The sequence below is a fragment of the Halalkalicoccus sp. NIPERK01 genome (genome assembly GCF_030287405.1).
Classification (GTDB): domain Archaea; phylum Halobacteriota; class Halobacteria; order Halobacteriales; family Halalkalicoccaceae; genus Halalkalicoccus.
On the sequence record NZ_JASVVV010000009.1, the window covers coordinates 1 to 18,523 of the forward strand.

The window sequence follows — 18,523 nt, forward strand, 5'->3', positions numbered from 1 at the left end:
CTCGATGACTGTCGGCGATAATCGATCGGGGGTGTCGACAATCTGGGTCGGTGTTGTAGACCAATCGATGGTACTGCCAGCAAGAGATAGCTCACACAGTCGATGGACGGCCGTCCCGAATTGCGTCGGTGCCAGTCCCTCTCTGGAAGGCGACTCAGTGAGGAAAGAACTGTGGTCTGTTTCCATCTGTGATTCGTCATGTGACGAGTGAGTCGAAACCAGATCACGGACGGCAGTTGCAGACAGAGCGATCCCCGCTGTCGATTCAGGAGGTTCTGAAAGCTCGATATCACAGGCGCGTTCAGTCGTCGCTGACTCAGCCGGTCCCGAAACGGGCGTTGGCGGCCGTCGAACGGTGTACTGGCCCTCTCCGAGCGAGTCTGTTGCGATGCCTGCCGTGGCGAGGTCCGGAAGAAGCTCTCGATCTTCGAGGAGAACCGGCTGAACGAGATCACGCCAATTGGAGGCTTGCTCGCCGGTATCGTACTCACCGAAAGTAGCCTCCCTGTCCGATCCGACGGCGTGGGTACTCGTCAACAAGAGGTGATCCCGAACGCGTGTCGTTGCAACGTATAGGAGACGCCGACTCTCAGCCCGTAGTTCCTGTTGTTGGACATTCTCTGCGATATTGTAATCCGGCGTTGCAGTCGTCTCGAAGCTGTTCGCTGGGGAGGGCCCCTTGATGCCGAGGACTGGCTCCTCACCTACTGTCTCGAGATAGGCAAGCGAATGTCGACGCTGACTGTTATCGGTAATTGTCGACCGTTTGCTCACGCCGCGGCTGAGCTCTGGAACGACGACGATCGGGAACTCAAGACCCTTCGCCGAATGGACCGTCCTGAGTTGGACGCCATCGATCGCCGCCGGGATCATTGCTTCGCCAGGATCAGTCTCCTGGTCACGTTCGCGCTCGATACGCTCGATCACTTCGACGAGCGGGAGAGCGCTTCCTTCCTCCCACGTTCGGAGCTGCTCGCGGAATTTATTGACGTTCACGACGGCTTGCTCAGGCCGCTCGTCGGCACCGACGCTGATCAGATAGCCCGTATCGTCGATGATCTCCGAGACTAACGCCGCCCATGTCGTAATTCGATCGCTCCTGTCAAGCCCAGCCTGCGTTCGCCACTGCTTGAGTTGATCGTGAGCAGTTTCGAGGGCACTGTCCATTGTCGCCAGTTGCTCCCAGAGACATTCGTCCGAGTCGTACAGTGCTGCGAGTTGCTCATCGGTGAACCCGAACAGCGGCGATCGCAACACACCGTACAGCGGGATATCTTGAGTGGGATCTTGGAGCACCTTGAGCAGGTTCACCAACGGCTGGATTTCGGATGTCTCGTAGAAGCCTCGGGCGCCGAAGCTGCTGTAGGGAATGTCGTACTCTTCGAATGCGCGTTCGAATTCCGGGAATCGAGTCCGTGTCCGAAAGAGGAGGGCTACGTCCCGCGGTTGGGCTGCTCGATACTCGTCGGTGTCGGGATCGTAGATCTGTGGTGGGTCATCGAACAACCGCGTGAGCCGGGCGGCAACGCCGTAAGCTTCCCGCTCGCCTTTCGAGCGGTAGGTCCGCTCATCGAACCACGTATTCTCGAGGCCTAGTGGTGCAACGTCTTGGTCCGTTTCCGGCACAACGAGGTATTCGACCGTTCCGTCAATCTCGGTGCCCTCCGATCGCTCAGGCGTCAGCCACTGTGGACGTGCCTCGTATGGCTGGTACTCATCGCCTTCGGGCTGAAAGACCTCCTCGAACAGTTCGTTGATGAATGTCAGCGGATTCGAGAGTGTTCGGAAGTTCCCGCTGAGCTGTTGGGCTGTCTCTGTGGATTCTGGGTTCGCCCTCTTGAGACGATCGCGGGCCTCACGAAACATCGTGACGTCGGCCCGGCGAAAGCGATAGATGCTCTGTTTCTCATCACCGACCAGAAAGACGTTCTCGCCGTCGAAACCAGGCTCTTCGGAGCCAGTCAAAAGCGTCACGAGTTCCCACTGGCGTGGATCCGTGTCCTGAACTTCGTCAACCATGAGATACTCGAACTGCTCGCGAAGCTCATGGCGCGCTCGGTCGTGTGTCTCGAGGAAGTCAATTGTGCGCTCGATTAGATCCGAATAGTCCAGTGCATGCTGTGCCTCTTTTCGCCGTGTGTACTCTACTCGAACGGTCTGATAGAGACGGGCAATCGCGTAGACATACGGTATCGAACGTTCGATCGCCGCCCCATCGAAGCTCAGGTCTTGGTCCTCGGGATCGAGCGCCTCGATCAGCGTCTTGCAGGCGGCTGTGAGCGCTTCGTGATCCGCCGTGCAGCCATACTTTTTCCAGCGACTCGCCGTGCCTGCATACGAGGTTGCACTGGCATACAGCGCCCCTTTCCCTGTGGTTACCTGATCACAGAAATCCAAGAAGAGCTGTTGGTAGGTCGCCGTCTCGGCACCGTCGATTGGTCCGTCCGGGAGCTGGGAGCCAAGTAGTTCGAGAGTCGCAATGCCGTCGTCGGGTTCGTCAGTAAATTCGTAGTCGTTGGCTGCAAGCTCCCTGATAGTTTCGAGGGCCTCACACACCGCTGGTTGAGCGAGAAGCGTGTTGACGGTCTCCGGGGAAAGTGGGCACGCTCGTTCGAAGACAGCCGCTACGTACTCTTCGTGGCTCGTTTCGAGTAGCTGGTCAGCCCACTGGTTGCTTTCCGGGCGTTCGTTGAGTAGTCCCGCGAGGAGACTGGCAAGATCATCGCGTGAATACAGGCGTGCGAGACGTTCGACGTCATCTGTAAGTGTCGTTTTTCGCGTTTCGATTTCGTCAGCCGTCCGGAGATGTGTGGCCTCATCGAGAACATACGCAAGGACGTCCCGAACAGTCCGCTCAATCAGCGTTGCTGCGTCGCTATTGTCGAGCGTCTCGAAATCAGGGTGAACACCTGCCTCGACGGCGTACTCCTCGAGGATACGGCTGCAAAATCCATGGATCGTGTGTATGTAGGCGTCCTCGATGTCGTCTTTGGCCCGTTGCCATCGATCGTACGTTTCCGGGTCGGCTGAATCGAGCGCGTCGTCGACGACACCACGAATTCGGTCGCACATCTCGCTTGTCGCATCACGAGTGAAGGTGATCGTGACGATTTGGGTTGGGCTGAGTTCCGGGTGTTCCTTGAGGATGTGTCGGTAGCGTTCCGTGAGCGTCGTTGTTTTGCCAGTGCCTGCACCGGCAGTGATCGCGATGTTTTGATCGAGGGTGAGTGCCTGTTGTTGCTCCGTGGTGAGTTCGAGCTCCTCAGTTGCGCTTACTTGGGCTGAGTAGTCTGTTAGGAGTCGCTCTTCATACGTCGAGGTATCATCACTCATCTGCCGTCACCTCAAGGTGCTCAGTAAGATCTCCCGGACGGGTACCGTCTGGAACGTACACCGAAAGCTCCTGTTCATCGATCGCTTCGATCGCCTCGAAACGCTGGTGATGGCGCACATCACAGACGTCGCTGAACGCACAGTACTGGCATTTGGCGGTCTCTTCGCCGACGATTGCCGGCGAAAACGTTCCCGCCTCGATCGCTTCGGTGATCTCCGTGAATCGGCGGGGAGCGACAGTTCGGAAGAACTGCTCTGCTGGGATATCGAGGTTCGATTCGATCGTCTGGGGTAGTGACTGTTTGTGTGTCACTGTCGTTGGGGGCTTAACGATGCGATAGCCGGCTTCGACTCGCTGGGGTGGGTCGCCGAGTTCGGTCTCGAGGAATCGTCGAGCGCCGAACGTGTAGGCCAGCAGCTGGAAGTCAATGCCCCTGATCGCGTCGTTTGTGTCTGCCTTGTATGTCTTATAATCGAGTACGCGAGCGGCGGCTAGCGTATTCGTATCGAGGTCGATCCGGTCGATCAGCCCGGAGACGGGAAGTTCGGTGCCGTCCGGTGTCTGAATGGGACCCACCTCTCCATCGAACCACTGTTCGAAAAATCGTGGCCGCCAGTCCCCATCGCGTTGTTCGCGACGCAGGAACTCGACGAAGAGCCCGGTACTTTCCTCATCACCTTCGTCCGTTCCGAGGAAAAACTGGTTGTCTTCCGGGGGTACGAGCCCGGCGAAGAGAGCGGCCAACTGTTGACGATCGAAGGGACTGGCAAACGATTCATCGTGGTCAGCAACGGCCCGTTCGCCGGCAGCATACAGACGCTGGCGAAGGTCGGTCTCGTCGTACGCTGTGAGGTCAACGCCACCGGTTGTCTCTTTGGCGAGTCCAGTGTAGAACCGTTCGAGAGTTTCGTGAACGATGTCGCCGATCGCGAACCGCCCGGCGTCGGCTAACTCTTCGTCGGGTTCCTCGAGTTCGAACCCGTTTCGAAGGTAGTACTTGAACCCACATTGGGCGTAGGTGTTGAGCCGGGAGGGGCTGTAGGGCCGTTTCGTGAGCCGATCGTTCAGCTCGTCGAGCTTGTTTGTGGGGAGCCGTCCATCATGGATCGATGGCCCAGGTGTGGCACGATTCGATGCGCATTCAGCACCGATCCGACAACTCTCTATTTGCGCTGGAGTGAACGAGTCTGTCGCCGGTGGACCGTTGAGTAGCTCCTCGAGTTCGGCTGGCGTACTGCCGGCGAGAGTCCGCTGAACGTCCTCGCACGATCCACGCGGTTCGTCGTCGATCCCGGCCGTTCGTGTCACGGTAGCCGTTCGAGCGAGTTCCTTGACAAGTGAGGAGGGGAGGATCTGCTCACCGTCCATTGTCTCTTCGGGCGTCGTGATATGGACTGTGTCCGCATTAGAGACAATTGCTCCGAAGCGGTACCGGGCCAGCTCTTGGTGGCGATCTGCCGGGAGTACCCCGGCGGCATCGGCAAGCTGTTGGAAGTAACGCGGTCGGCTCTTGCGGCCGGGGAGGTTCTCCTCTGTGGCACCGAGCACGTAGAGCGCTGAGCAATCGGCCATTAGGGTGTCCTCAAGGCCAATAATCCGAATGCGGTTTGCGTGATATTGTTTTGGGGCTGGAACCCGGACTCCCTCGAAAGCTTGTTCGATTTCGCGTAGTGGGTTCTCTATATCGAGTTCATCGTGCTCACAAACCCTGAGTAGCGACTGGAGGATTCGTTTGGCGCGACTGATTGCGCGGCGTTCGTAGCCTCCTTCGACGTCCTGGGGGAGATTCTCAACGTTCGTCTCGAATTCGAGCGTTTCAAATAGGTTCGCAATGCCGCGGATCGCTGCGATGCTGTCGTTCGATCGGGCCCTTCTTGCGGACGTCTGGATCTCTGAGAGTGTTGTGTGCCATTTCGACGGAGAGCGTCCTATGAGCGTCTCGAGGTCACATGGTCGATATCGTCGTTCGAGCGCAACGAGTGCCGCAGTGTCAATCTCCGGAAGGGACACGACAGGGTTGGTGGCCAATCGGGTCAGGGGTTCGCTGGTGTCTTCGAGACAGAGTGCGATCGTATCCAGCATCGCTCGACCAGCGTAGGTCTGCTCGAGGAGGATACTGAGACTGGTCGTATACTCGATCCCGTACTCGCCGAAGATATCGCTGATCTGGTCGCGGTAGGTCAGGAGTCCTGGGGCGAGAATAAGTGTCTCGTCCGGCGAAGGAGCTGCTGAATCCGCCAGTTGTTCGCGAAGTCTACGAGCGAGGTGGCGAACTTCGCGGTCAGGGGTCGGCGCTGTATGCCAGGAAACGGCGTCCGTAGAAACAGCCGGTTCGGTGCCGGCCTCGTAGGTGTACATCCGACTGACGGCGGTTTGGAGGGCCGTTTCTTCGGTTGGGGGAATGTAGTCGGCGGTGTATTCGAGTGGGTCGAATGCCTCGCGTGTTCGTGTAAGATGGCGATCGACACCAGCTGGATTGGCCGAGTCGGCAGTGGCGCTGTTCGTGGTTGGGAGCAGAATCGTCAGTGGGAATTCCTCGGTAAGCCGCTGGATAACTGCGATCTCGACAGGGGATGGATCCGTATAGCCAGACAGGATGATTGTGTCAACTGATGGGAACGCACTCTTGAGTGAGGTACTCGTATTCGCGAGAGTCGCATAGAGCTGGCTGCGTGGTTCGGCCGCTGGATGGGCGATGGCGTCTCGATACGTACAGTATCGTTCGAATGTCTCTCGAATGACGTCGATGCGATCGGCGGATAGATCGGTACTCGAGAGAGCGGATGTTACCGCCGCAGGTGAATAGTAGCCGCTTTCCTCAAGGGCGCGAATGAGCTCGCTAACGAAGTCCGTATACTGACGTGGTTTCTCGAGTTGGGAGATATCGGCGACTGCTCTCTCGATGATTCGCTGACGATCAAGTGTGTCGACTTCTGGAATCGGAGCACTCAGGCGATCGTGTGCCTGTCGGACGACATCCGAAAGCTCACAGACCGTTAGTTGGAGTGGATCATGGGTAGTGCGCCAGTGATCCCGGTGCGCATCGTGTTGTGACGTGTTTGCTTCGATGAAAAGGACGCGTTTCGGAGTGTCTGCTTGAGTGTCGATACGAGTGAATGCTTCAGTGCGGAGGCGATCGAATGAGGGCCCATAGAGGAGGGTTGGTGTTGGCATTCTGGTCTGCGGTTCACGATAATCGACTGGTCGGTATCGTGAACTGTTGCGTTGCTATTCTCTGGAAGTATCTATCATAAATAGATGCTGGTGAGAAGAGAGAATATTTTCTACTCTACTGATGGGAAGATAGCTGTTGGATCGTTCTCGATATAAGTGATAGCTTAGCGATCGATCTGGAATGTGTCGGACAGTCGATCGAGGGTGAATTGATTCCGGAGTTTCGTGACAGTGTTTTGGTTCGCGTACATGCCCGTTTCCCAATACGCCTCGTTCAACGGTCGTGTATCGATCCATTCGACGCCAACGACGTATTCCCGTAATTCTGGATCAGCGGCGTTTTCATCCATTGCAGTAGCTGCAAGCTCACAGTCGAGAATCGGCCGGTCCTCGCCGTCAATCTTGACTGTAAATTCGGTCACGGGAGTTTTCTCTTGAGTGACGTTCCCAACACCGACATAGCCGTGCTGGGGTACGTGGACGAAAACACGGTCATCAATGGAGAGTTGACCAAGCGTCCGGCTGTACCATTCGCCCTGTCCACCAGAGATGAATCCATACTGGCGTGCATCACGCCATGAGCGATGGACTCCCTCACCAAAGGAAACGTAGAAATCCCGGCCATTCCACGACTCTCGTTTGCTTGGTGGTTCGTTCGTCTCCTGTGGATCGATAAGCCATGTTCGGCCGATGTACTCGCGACCGTCGTCTTCATAGTAGTTGAACCGGACCGCATTCACCGGGACGCTGTATTCTTCGGCCAAATACTCGATAATGCGTTCGGTTGCTCCGTCTAGTTCGGAAGCGACGATCGTGAGACTGTGGCTCTGGTTGATGTCTTCAGGAATATCTGGTGCACCGTCTGGTCGGCTGGCGCCGAACTGTTCGGCGAATGCTGTCTCAAACTCGTGGTCCGTTTCGAACTCATTGTAGAGATCGACAATATCGTCGTACGTGAGTGTTCGAACCCACGCCGCATAGTCTAGTGCCTGTGCAACGACATCGCGGGGTGTTCGATCGCGTTTGAGCTCGATAATATGGAGGTCACCGTCGACGTCGATTCCTAAGAGATCGAGACGATTGCCGCTCGCTGTATGGACCTGTTGACCAATGATGAGGAGTTTGCTGCCCAAGAGGTTCGGATCCTCAACGAGGAGTTGCTCGAGTCTCGATTCATTGGTGAGTCGTTGTGAGGACAGTCGGCGGAAATCGTTGTTATCGATCCGCCAGAGTCCAAATTCGATTGGCATAATGGTGCGTCGGTTTTCTTACTGGGGTGAATTGTGCATTGATCCGCTTGTTGGTTCGATCTACGTGAATCTAATCAAGGACTAGTATACATGGAGTTACTCTTGTTGATTCCCGATTCGCTACTACCGATTGCTCTTTCCAAACCCTGCCAATTTTTACTGTGTTCTTCTTGGAGGGGTGTATGGACCCAGCAGTCCGTACTGAGAATCCCGCTGTCTGGATCGAGAAAACCAGACTCGAGGGCCGGGGTTACAAACAGGAGGGGCCACTCAGACTCGGACAAGCGGTATATTCGCCTTCACAGAACCGAGCTGGGCACAACACGTATGAAACGATGCGTGAGGCAGCTGTCGGTGATATCGTCCTTCATCTGCTGCAGGACCGCCAGCAGATTGCCGGTGTCTCGACGATCGACTCAGAACTCGAGGAAGATTTTGAAGGGATTCCGGAGTTTACCTGGACTGACGAACAGCGACAAGCCGGTGGCTATCGACGGTGGCTGACTGACTATAGTGAGTTTGATGAGCCGATCGATATCTATGAGGATGTACTCGAGAACGACGCTTATCAGGAGGAACTACGGCAAATCCGTGACGACTATACCGGCCTTATCTATGATAAGAACCTCTCCTTGGTTGAGGGATTTTACTTCACCAAATGCCCAGATGAGCTCGTTGCGATCTTTGCTCAAGAACAAGGTGAAACGCTTCAGGAATACCTCCAGCGCCATGGCTACGAGGTAGCAGGCGACCAGGCCTCCATTCAAGAAAGCGACACACCGGATCTAACACACTACTGGAACGAGGTTCAGACGAAACGCCGGAAAGCGAATGCTTTTCTCGAGAATCCGTCTCGCGAAACGTTCGAAGAGCTTGTCGATCCAGCCCATTTCTGGGCGACACGTGCTTGGGGAAGTCTCGATTACTATCTCGATGAACTCATTTTTGCCGAGAATACACCGGCTGAAATCGCTACTGTCCTCCAAGATGCTATCGAGAGTGGGTCTGTTGAGGACGTCATCGCTCTCCGTGGATTCGGCTGGGCTGTTGCCACCGAGATTCTGCGATCACTTCGCCCAGAGGAGTTTGCAATCCTCAATAAACGCGCAATCGCTGGGATGGAGATCTTGGGTTACAGTCCGCCAAGCACGCAGTCAGCCACAAACGAACGGTATGCCCGCTTTGTCGAAGATGTGCGAGATGCTGCAGATCACTATCATCTTCGTGAGCCCGTTGCAAAGCTGAGCGATGACGGTATTCCAGAGTGGGCCACTGATCTCGAAATTGCGGACTGTGCCTTCTACGGGCATACGATGGAGTATCTCGATCTCGCAGTCTTCGCTAACGGTACGACAACCTCTCTGGAAGACGCCGGCGAGTACGAGAGAATCGCAGAGGCCACGACGGATATTCTTGACCGCCTTGAAAAGGATACTGAACGAAATCTGCTCGGTACTGAGATTCTCAGCTCAGTAATCGAGGAGTGGACCGATGTTCTCCGTCGGAACGATCTCGTTGGAGGCGAGATCGCTACGCAGGACGTGTCGATCTATGAGCGAATTCGTGAGCTGTACCAAGAAAACAAAACCGCTCTCGATGAGCACGCAGAGACAATTGGTGCAGGGTACGTTGGATCACTGACGAAGGGACAAACGCTCTTTGTCGTTCTTCTTCGAGAACTCCAACAGCAGGCCGGCGTAAACCGCCCTAATTTCAACCATGTGAAGATGGAGCTCCTGCTGAAGGGGAAGTATCGTCAGAAACCGAAGGCGCTCACAGCCGATTCTGACCCCCCAGCGAATGCCGCAACGATTGAACGCCAACTCACACATACCGGCCAACTTGTGTTCCATGGCCCACCTGGGACTGGGAAAACCTACACTGCCCAACGGTTTGCCCGCTGGTGGATTGCTAATCAGACTGAAACAGCGACTGAAGAGCAACTCGAGGTGGTCACGTTCCATCCATCGTTTGCGTACGAGGATTTCATCGAAGGGCTGTCCGCTGAAGCACGAGATGGAGCCGTAAGCTATGATGTGAAAGATGGGGTGTTCAAGCGATTCTGTGAACGCGCTCAAGACGCGTACGAACAGAGTGACGATGAGGAGTCGCCACCGCCGTATGTGCTGATCATCGACGAGATCAATCGGGGGAATCTCGCACAGATCTTCGGTGAGACGATCACACTCCTTGAGTCGGACAAGCGACTTACACGGGCGAATGAGACACGAACAACACTCCCGCATTCGGACGAGCGCTTTGGCGTGCCGCCGAATCTCTACGTGATCGGAACGATGAACACTGCCGATCGGTCGATTGCCCTCGTCGATACGGCACTCCGTCGTCGCTTCCGATTCATCGAGTGTCCACCCGATATGAGCGTCCTGTACGATGCCTACGATTTCGCAGGTGCGCAAGACGTTACAGATACAGCACTGAACAGTCCGGATCCAGTGCGTCAATTGCTTGCGCTGTCTATATTGGGTGTCGAGCAATTGAACGACGCGATTCTGGCAGCTCCCGATTTGGGGAAAGGCAAGCAGATCGGCCACTCATACTTGCTTGGGCTTACTAAGGAGGATTCTTTTGAGGAGCAATTGCAATCAATTGTCGATGCCTGGCAGTACGAGATTCTGCCCTTGTTGACAGAGTATTACTTCGGGCAGTTTGATCGCATCCAACAGGATCTGTTTGCCGGTGGGGGTGGAAAGGTGTTCGATTGGTCGACCGAGCAAATTCGGGCATTTGATCCAGAGGAACTTGCACAGACTCTGATCGAAATCGCAGGGATCGATACGGAGTGGGGGCATTCCGAGGACCCGGAAAATCACACGACAGTATATACGATCGATCTGCTCTTAGATGAAGGCATACTTGAACAAGGTACTGTATTGCTCTTTAATGAGCAGAAGGTGCCTACTGATTCGACTGAAGCCTATGATGCATCTGCGCCGTTCTGGCGGTGTGAAGTGACTGGTGAAACCGGACAGCAGAACGCTGTTCGATGGTTGTACGACGAGGAACTGTATTCGTTGTCGGGGTTAGCGAAGAAGATCATGCGTACGGTTTCAGAGTATAACGGAGAGGCCAATGGATCGGAGTACTGGCGCCATCCGGAATATGAAAACCAACGGTTAGTGGAGCTTCGAGAAGCCCTCCTTGAACATCATAGTGATCCGGGTAGCAGCAGTGAGGCTGTCGACTAAGCCATGGTAGACACACTAGGTGCTGAGTCAGTGTACGATCCGGACATTAAGCTGCGGGAGTACGAGACGACGGAACCGCTGGGACTCAGTCAGCGGGCTCGTCGAATGCTTGAGTTGGAGGTCAATCGGGAGGCAACGCGGTTGGAGGTGCAGTACCAATCGGATGGGACGGCGGTCTTGCGAGCAACCCAACATGTCGGTGTCGTGTCGCTCCCTGATGGACCGATGATCGAAATTCGACCGAAGGCACCTGGAACGGATCTCTTGGCGATGTTGCGATATGCACACGGTGTTGAGGCAACGACGATCGATGAGGCGACGTCGTTGACAGCCGGCCAGACCTTCATCGAGGCACTGGCATCGATCTACAAAGCTGAATTGAATACTGTGCTTCGCCAAGGGTTACAGACCGATTACCAGCGTGTAGATCGGACCGTCTCGTATCTACGTGGACGAGTTAATGTGCAGCGTCAGTTACAGCGCCATGGCCCGATGCCGACGACGTTCGACTGTACGTACGACGAGCGCACTGCGGATACAATCGTGAATCGAGCGGTGTTGTATGCGACGACGCTGTTGATGCGGTTTGTTCGGGACCGATCGTTGAGTCAGGCTCTTGAGCGCCATCAGCATCGGCTGCGGCGGCAGGTGACGCTTGAGTCTGTTCGGCCGGTTGATCTTGAGGGAATTGAGTTGACGCGATTGTCGGCGTATTATACTGATCTGTTGCGACTCACGAAGCTCGTGCTGCGGAGTGTCTACGTCGATGAGTTGCGATCGGGTCGGAGGGCGTCGTTTGCGTTGTTAGTGGATATGAATCGAATCTTTGAATCAGTCGTTGAGCGGGCCATGAGGACGTTTGTCGCGGAACGGCCAGGTTGGACGAGTCATTCACAGGCCAGTTCGCAAAAGCTTGTGGCGGGTGGGAAGCGCTCGATTACGATTCGACCTGATGTGTTGATTCGGGATGGAGAGGGGCGGCCAGTGTTGGTTGGGGATGCAAAATGGAAGGTGGATGCTGGTTGGAGTCAAGTGCCTTCTAACGAGGATATCTATCAGTTGGTGGCGTATCAAGTGGCGCACGATGCCCCGGGCGTGTTGCTGTATCCGGAACAAGAGGGGCGTGTTGGCTCGCAGTATTCTGTTCGGGGGTTGCGGTCACTGACCTTGGTAGAAGTACCGACGTCTTATGACAGACGAAGATCCGAGTCATTCGAACAAGTAGTGGTAGAGGCAATTACCTCCCAACTGGCAGTGTCTGAAGCTGATAACGAGAAGTAGATTACTGGTTCATTGTGAATCGAGGACGAGTTTGCAGCAACTATGAATAGCGACTAGTTTCGACCTAGATTGCTAAATCAGCGATTCGCTGCTCGAATTCATCTTGGAACTGATCCATCGTCTCAACACCCCACTTGACGAGTTGTTCCTGTTCTTCTGTTGATAGCTCGGATAGCTTGTTCGGGATACTACAGGGGCATTTAATGCGGCAAGCACGCTTCTCGGGAAGTCGTTGCCAGACGAGCTCTTCGTCAAGATCCGCGAGATTCGTGTGGATTTCATTTTGATGCTGTTTTAGAGTATCGTAGATCGCTTCATTCCGATCTTTATCCGAGGTGTCGATATAGAGTTCGACCGAGAATTCGGGCCCCTGATGGAATGCCCACCCCAAACTGACACCCCCAATCCCCGCTCCGAATACCAACCAACTCTGGGGCTGTGGTGTAAGTTTATACCAGTCGGAACGCCGTTGTGAGTACGCCTCCGTTAGTGCTTCATAGAACTCCAGATACGTCCGTTCGGTTTCACTGAGCTCTCCCGTCAGTTCTCGTTCCCAGTCGTTCGGTTCAACTACGATTTCGAACTCGAATCCTCTCGCTTCGGTCCCATCGATTGAGATGACCCGCGGCTTAATACCGAAGAACCGGACGTCCTTCGGGCCACTCTCGTTGAGCCACTCGAGAACGCTCTTGTGTTCGGGACGGAAGTTCTCGGCTATCCAGATCGTGAAGCCGGCGTCCTTCCCAGCTGAGTAGGTGAGTAGCTTGCCCAGATGATCGTGATCCGTTGTCTGGTACTGATTTTCGATGACGACGGGCCGACCGGTATTCATCTCAGTGCCGACGATATCAGCAGAGAAACTGCCTATTGCTTCCTCGTGAGAGACGTCTTCGACCTCAATTCCTAGTTTGGCGGTGAGGTGATCGATATTCTCCATCAACCACCTCGTGAAGTCGTATTCTTCGTGTGGCCAGACGCTTCGTAGGTCGTGTTCTTCGATACTTCCGATCTCGTGAGTCATACTCTGTTGGTGTGCTATCGTGTAAGTTGTAATACATTGTGCAAAATACTACTATTTCGTAGCAGTTGGTTGAGGATGTGTCCGTGTAGTACTTGTGGTAGGTGTCTTTGATATTTAAATAAGCAGTTGCAGCTTGAACGGACTGGATGATAGAGATTCAATTCTCTCGAGTCCATTCTTGAATATCTTCGAATACCTCCAGTTTATCCTGGAGAGATGAGAGCTGATCAGTTACTTCTCTCTCTTTTCGTTGTAGAGTACGTATCTTAGACGAGAGATCGTCCGTAATTAGCAGGGAGACAATTTCATCGGTTCCGTTATCCTGAGATATCTTTCCAACTTGTCTGATAGCGCTGATTGAAAGTGATTTTAATAGATTTATTTCAGTTTGGGTGATCTGCACGTCAATCCCGTCGTGAACGATGGTGTTACGCCTATCTTTCACGACATCTACAAATCGCGTTAATTGTTGGTCCGGATTGATATTCAACAAACGTAATGCTCGAATCAATGGCTCCTTCGATTTGGAGTACTTTGTGAATGTTATGTGCTCTAGCGTCCGATATAACCACAGAAACATCAACTCTGGATCAGTCTCCCGCAATGCCTGGCCTAAAGTTCTGAAAGAGGCTCCCAAAGTGGCTTCAACAGGACGGACATGTACAGAAGGATTATCCCGATAGATACTATTTTTTCCCTCGCTAAATGTCCCAAGAGATGGGAATGCGTTCATTATATCACTAAAATTGAAATCATTTCTTATCCGTGGAATAGGCTTTTGAACAGGATACGTGTCGGGATGAATTCGGTGGAAAATCGAATCCTGGAAAATAAGATAGAACGGTGGTAATCGAAAAACGGTCCTTGTTCTGGTTTGAACTTTATTTAGGGAGTGATCCATAGCAGTTGGAATTTGATTATCAGCAACAAAACAGAGTTGGCCAAGAAGTACATTTAAAACGGATTTCATCTGTTGAACAATATAGTCTATATCTATTCCCTCTTTATTGAATCTCCAAAATGTGTATTCTGATGAGGTCACACTCTGTAGGTCAGTTCCCTCGATAAACTCATTCAGATTCGGTGGATATCCATGGGTGTCTTGAGCCTCCGTGGTTCGGGCTTGGTGTTCGAATTTCTTCCATGGACCTGGGCCGACACGATTGAGTGCGTGTCCGTTGAACTCGATTTTGCCTGGAAGTACATTATCATGGTTTGCAATTGGAAGAGGAATGAGGATCGTAAACTTGGATAGGGATTTAGATTCAGAAACCTCTGGCCATTCTTTGCGGAACCGACTTACTGGATCATTGTATTCATTTTTTAAATTCTCCCTCATCATCTTCTGGAAGGTTTCTCTCACTCGGAGTTCTGCTGTAGTGTGAGAGATTTCAATCCCGAAGTCATCTAATAGAGTATCGACTATGATTCCAATGAGTATATCTCGTCTGCTGATTCCAGGAATGCTTACCTTTTCAGTAGCACCATCCTCAATAACCTCTTCTTGAAAATCTTTTATTGCTATTGCCAACTTCTGGTTTGGGTTTGTCTCTAAGCGGTCCATATGAACTCAATTCTCTTCTGAATCGCCAAATCGCTCTTATGGCTATAATTGATCAACGCCGAAATAATGTAAGTCCCATACATTGATAACGTCAAGGTTGCTTCCCAAGTATATGACTCTTCAGCAGATCATAGCCTCCGATATCACAGGCTGGGATTCTCTGCAGGACATCGCTGATTCATTCGAGAAGCGCGGACTCAAACCACGACCGAAGCTCGGAGAGAACCATCAATTAGTTCTCCAACTCTCTGATAACGAATTCGTAGTTCTTGTTGAAGCTGGACCGGGTGAATCTGCAACCGACTTTAAACCAGAAAACCGCACACGCCACACTAATCTCGTCGCGACGAACGACTTCAAGGAGTTTACCTTCCTCACACGTATGCGAAGTTGGGAAGGTCAGCAACACGGTCGCATTAAGCACCAGAAACTCACCTTCACCAAGGAACAGTTCCGAAGTAAGAGCGGCGAGAAGCATACCGTTTTACAGAAACTGAACTCCATCGAGTACGGCTCGTCGGCGGCCATCTACGACACGCTCTACGATACTCGACAGATCGTCAAGAAGTTCTACCACCAGTTTGAGAATCTGCGCACCGACCTCTTACAGGAAGTTTCCGGCATCCCTGATGACCGGGGTGACGCGAAGCAACGGTACGTGCAGGTCATTCTTGACCGGATGATTTTCCTCTACTTCATTCAGGAGAAGCGCCTGCTCGCCCATAACCCCGACTACCTCCACGAACAGCCCGCGAAGGTCGTGGACCAGGGCGATGACCGCTACGAGGAGTTCTACGAGCCACTGTTTTTCGAGTATCTCGCGGAGGACAAGCAGAACCCGAACTTCGGTAAACTCCCGTACTTGAACGGCGGTCTGTTCGCGAAGAACCCCGTTGAGGAAGAATTCGAAGACGCGAAACTGGGCGACTCCGCTGAGAAGACGAATGAACTGTTCGACGATATTCTGGACTTCCTCTCCGACTGGAACTGGAACGTTGACGAACGGCTAGACATCGTTGACCCGAAGAACCTCTCCCCGGCGGTTCTCGGGCACATCTTCGAGCAGACGGTCAACCAGAAGGAGATGGGCGCGTACTACACGCCTGAAGAAATCACGGGCTTCATGGCTCGACGAACGGTCCATCCATATCTCCTTGACCAACTCAACGAAACCGTCGACACGAGCTACGAGGAAATCGATGACGTATTTGGTTTCCTAGAGGTGGGCGCGAGTGTTGATACGGCGGCTATCGCTGACGGTGGGACAGTTACACAGCAGGCCGCGACTGAGAACGTGGAGACTAGCCACGTCGAGACCCTCTATCACGACATTCTAAAAGAGGTACAAATCCTTGACCCAGCCGTAGGGAGTGGGGCGTTCCTGCTCGCTGCACAGGAGGTTCTTCTCGACCTCTATATGCAATGTATTGAGTTCTTCCAGCAACTCGAAGACGAAGGGAAGGGCTGGGAACTGTCGTCTCGGACGCGTGACGAGTTGGACATCATCACGTCAGGGAAGGGAAACGCGTCGTTGTATGCGAAGCGAACTATTATTCTTAACAATCTGTACGGGGTAGACATCGACGAAGGTGCAATCGAGATATGCAAACTCCGGCTGTGGCTCTCGATGGTGGCGGACATTGAGGATGAGCCTGGAGAGGTTGAACCGCTCCCCAACATTGACTTCAACATTCGACAAGGGAACTCGCTCATCGGATTCACAGATGTCCAAGAAATTGCTACTGACAAAGGAGATGCCTCCCTCTCGAACTTTGGTGGCGGTGTTGGTGAAAGTGTGCAGGAGATGTATGAGGAGGTAATCACGGCGGTTGAACGCCATAAAAAGGCAGATACATCGCATGAAGCGACAAATGCGAGAAGGTTAGCCGAAACGCGAATTAACGAATATAGTAATTCCCTAGATGAAAAAATCCGTCAGAGGTTCAAAGAGGCAGGGGTAGATAATGTTTCGCTTACGGAAATCAGAGAGTATTCACCATTTCATTGGGTACTTGAGTTCGCTTCAGTTTACGCAGATGGGGGATTTGATGTTATCGTCGGAAACCCCCCATGGGACAAAGTGAAAGTGACAAGGGATGATTACTTTATAAAATATGACCCCGGTTTCCGAAGTCTGCCAACTAAACTAAAGGACAACCGTCAAGAAGAACTCTTAGAGAAGGATGAAATTGCAGAGGGATGGGAGGAGTATAAACAGCAAGCTGGCCGTTTGGGAACCTATTACCGAAGCCAGTTTTCAAAACAAACTGCCCAAGTAAGTGGGCGTACTGTCGCTGGTGATACGGACTTGGCACCTCTATTCCTAGAGAGAAGTGAAAAAATAGTTAACGACGGCTCATATGTTTCGCTAATCATCCCAAACATCGTTTTCACAGGTGGGTCGTACAAGAATCTGAGGCGGAATTTGCTGAAAAAGAATACACTTGATTCACTCTTTACCTTTGAAAACCGAGGTATCTTCCAACACGTAGATACTCGCTATACCTTCACTATATCTACATTCACAGTAGGAAGCGAAACTCAGTCAGTTCTCTGTTCCTTCAAACGAGGCGACCTCTCAGTACTCAGGACGCCGGAAGCCAGCGGGATATCGACACCTGCCAAAGTACTACTTAAATTCTCACCCGAATCAGGGATGTTCCCCAAGATTCGCTCTAGTGAGCATGTCGATATCCTACAGAAAATCACTCAGCACTCTTCGCTTGAACAAGCGTGGGCTGTGAACACATACAGAGAACTTGACCAGACAAATGACTCTGACAGATTCTTTGATGAAGGCGGGGAGAACAGGTATCGCTTATACGGGGGTCGGAATATTTTCCAGTTCTCTTACTCGCCACCCTATGCGCAGGAAGTGAATTACTATGGTATTCCTGAAGATGAGGAACCTGAAAAGAGTGCCAAAACACGAATTAGACAGAAGAATACGAGAGCACTAAAGAATGCCATCTATGAGAGTATTGATGCACCTTCCTCTAAATCGAAGAAAAAAGCCGTGAACGAGTATCTAGATGAAAAAAGAGGTGAAGATCTGAGCGAGAGTGACGTATTATTAGACTGTGCTGAATACCGTCTTGCCTATCGTGATATTGCGCGACCAACAGATGAACGTACGACTATTGCTGCAGTCCTACCAAAAGGTGTTGTAACCTATACAAACCTGACCACGATTCGTCCGTATTCTATTGAACCCGATGAAGCCTCAATGTCGCAGGTTCCTCTGCATAGCGTGTATAAGAAGAAGTACTCCGATTGGGAAATATTCGCACTACTAGGTCTCCTCAACAGTCTTCCGTTTGACTTCTTAATCGGTGAGAAGACAGATAAGCGAATTGCTACATATAGTCTTCTTGAGTCACAAGTTCCGAAATTAGACCATGGGGATGAATGGTTCGAATATATCTCCTATAGAGCGGCTCGTCTGAATTGTTATGGGGATGAATTTAGGGAAATGAGGGAGAGGCTAGGCGATATTGAACCCGCGACAGAAAAGAAAGATCGGAGTAGAATACAGGCCGAAATTGACGCTGCTGCTCTCCATGTATATGGCTTGGACTATGATGATGCAAAGTTCATTCTGGAGGACTTCCATCGGGTACAAAATCCGCGTGTAATGACCGACGCCTACTTCAATATTGTCGAGGAGAAGTATTTAGAGTTATCAGACTAACA

At 52.6% G+C, this 18,523-nt stretch carries 8 protein-coding genes; 3 read left to right on the top strand and 5 right to left on the bottom strand.

Translation table 11 applies throughout. From position 1 onward, the window contains the following. From QRT08_RS17630 to QRT08_RS17640, 3 genes are all read right to left on the bottom strand, one after another. Nucleotides 1–3,333 (bottom strand): UvrD-helicase domain-containing protein (locus QRT08_RS17630; protein ID WP_286047295.1); only part of this gene is annotated, 3,333 nt, incomplete at its 3' end. Beyond that, nucleotides 3,326–6,508 (bottom strand): PD-(D/E)XK nuclease family protein, encoded by a 3,183-nt coding sequence (locus tag QRT08_RS17635; RefSeq protein ID WP_286047296.1) that lies wholly within the window; start codon nt 6,506–6,508, stop codon nt 3,326–3,328. The genes QRT08_RS17635 and QRT08_RS17630, both read right to left, overlap by 8 nt. A 164-nt stretch (nt 6,509–6,672) precedes the next feature. Next, complete coding sequence (locus QRT08_RS17640) at nt 6,673–7,758, bottom strand: endonuclease NucS domain-containing protein (protein ID WP_286047297.1); 1,086 nt, start codon at nt 7,756–7,758, stop codon at nt 6,673–6,675. 182 nt (nt 7,759–7,940) lie between these two features. Here QRT08_RS17640 and QRT08_RS17645 point away from each other — a divergent pair, with 182 nt between their 5' ends. Beyond that, nucleotides 7,941–10,964 (top strand): McrB family protein, encoded by a 3,024-nt coding sequence (locus QRT08_RS17645; RefSeq protein ID WP_286047298.1) that lies wholly within the window; start codon nt 7,941–7,943, stop codon nt 10,962–10,964. Between the two features lie 105 nt (nt 10,965–11,069). Further along, nucleotides 11,070–12,245, top strand: a complete 1,176-nt coding sequence (locus QRT08_RS17650) for an McrC family protein (protein WP_286047299.1) — start codon at nt 11,070–11,072, stop codon at nt 12,243–12,245. A gap of 64 nt (nt 12,246–12,309) precedes the next feature. On the opposite strand, the gene QRT08_RS17655 is transcribed toward QRT08_RS17650, so the two are convergent. Both QRT08_RS17655 and QRT08_RS17660 read right to left on the bottom strand, forming a co-directional pair. Then, nucleotides 12,310–13,266: a DUF4268 domain-containing protein gene (locus QRT08_RS17655; protein ID WP_286047300.1), complete on the bottom strand. Its 957-nt coding sequence runs from the start codon at nt 13,264–13,266 to the stop codon at nt 12,310–12,312. 157 nt (nt 13,267–13,423) lie between these two features. After that, nucleotides 13,424–14,830, bottom strand: coding sequence for a hypothetical protein (locus tag QRT08_RS17660; protein WP_286047301.1), 1,407 nt, complete (start codon nt 14,828–14,830; stop codon nt 13,424–13,426). Nucleotides 14,831–14,942: 112 nt separating this feature from the next. Between QRT08_RS17660 and QRT08_RS17665 the strand changes: the two genes are divergently transcribed. Next, a complete protein-coding gene (locus QRT08_RS17665) occupies nt 14,943–18,521 on the top strand; it encodes an Eco57I restriction-modification methylase domain-containing protein (RefSeq protein WP_286047302.1) in 3,579 nt (1,192 codons plus the stop codon). Nucleotides 18,522–18,523 lie beyond the last annotated feature (2 nt).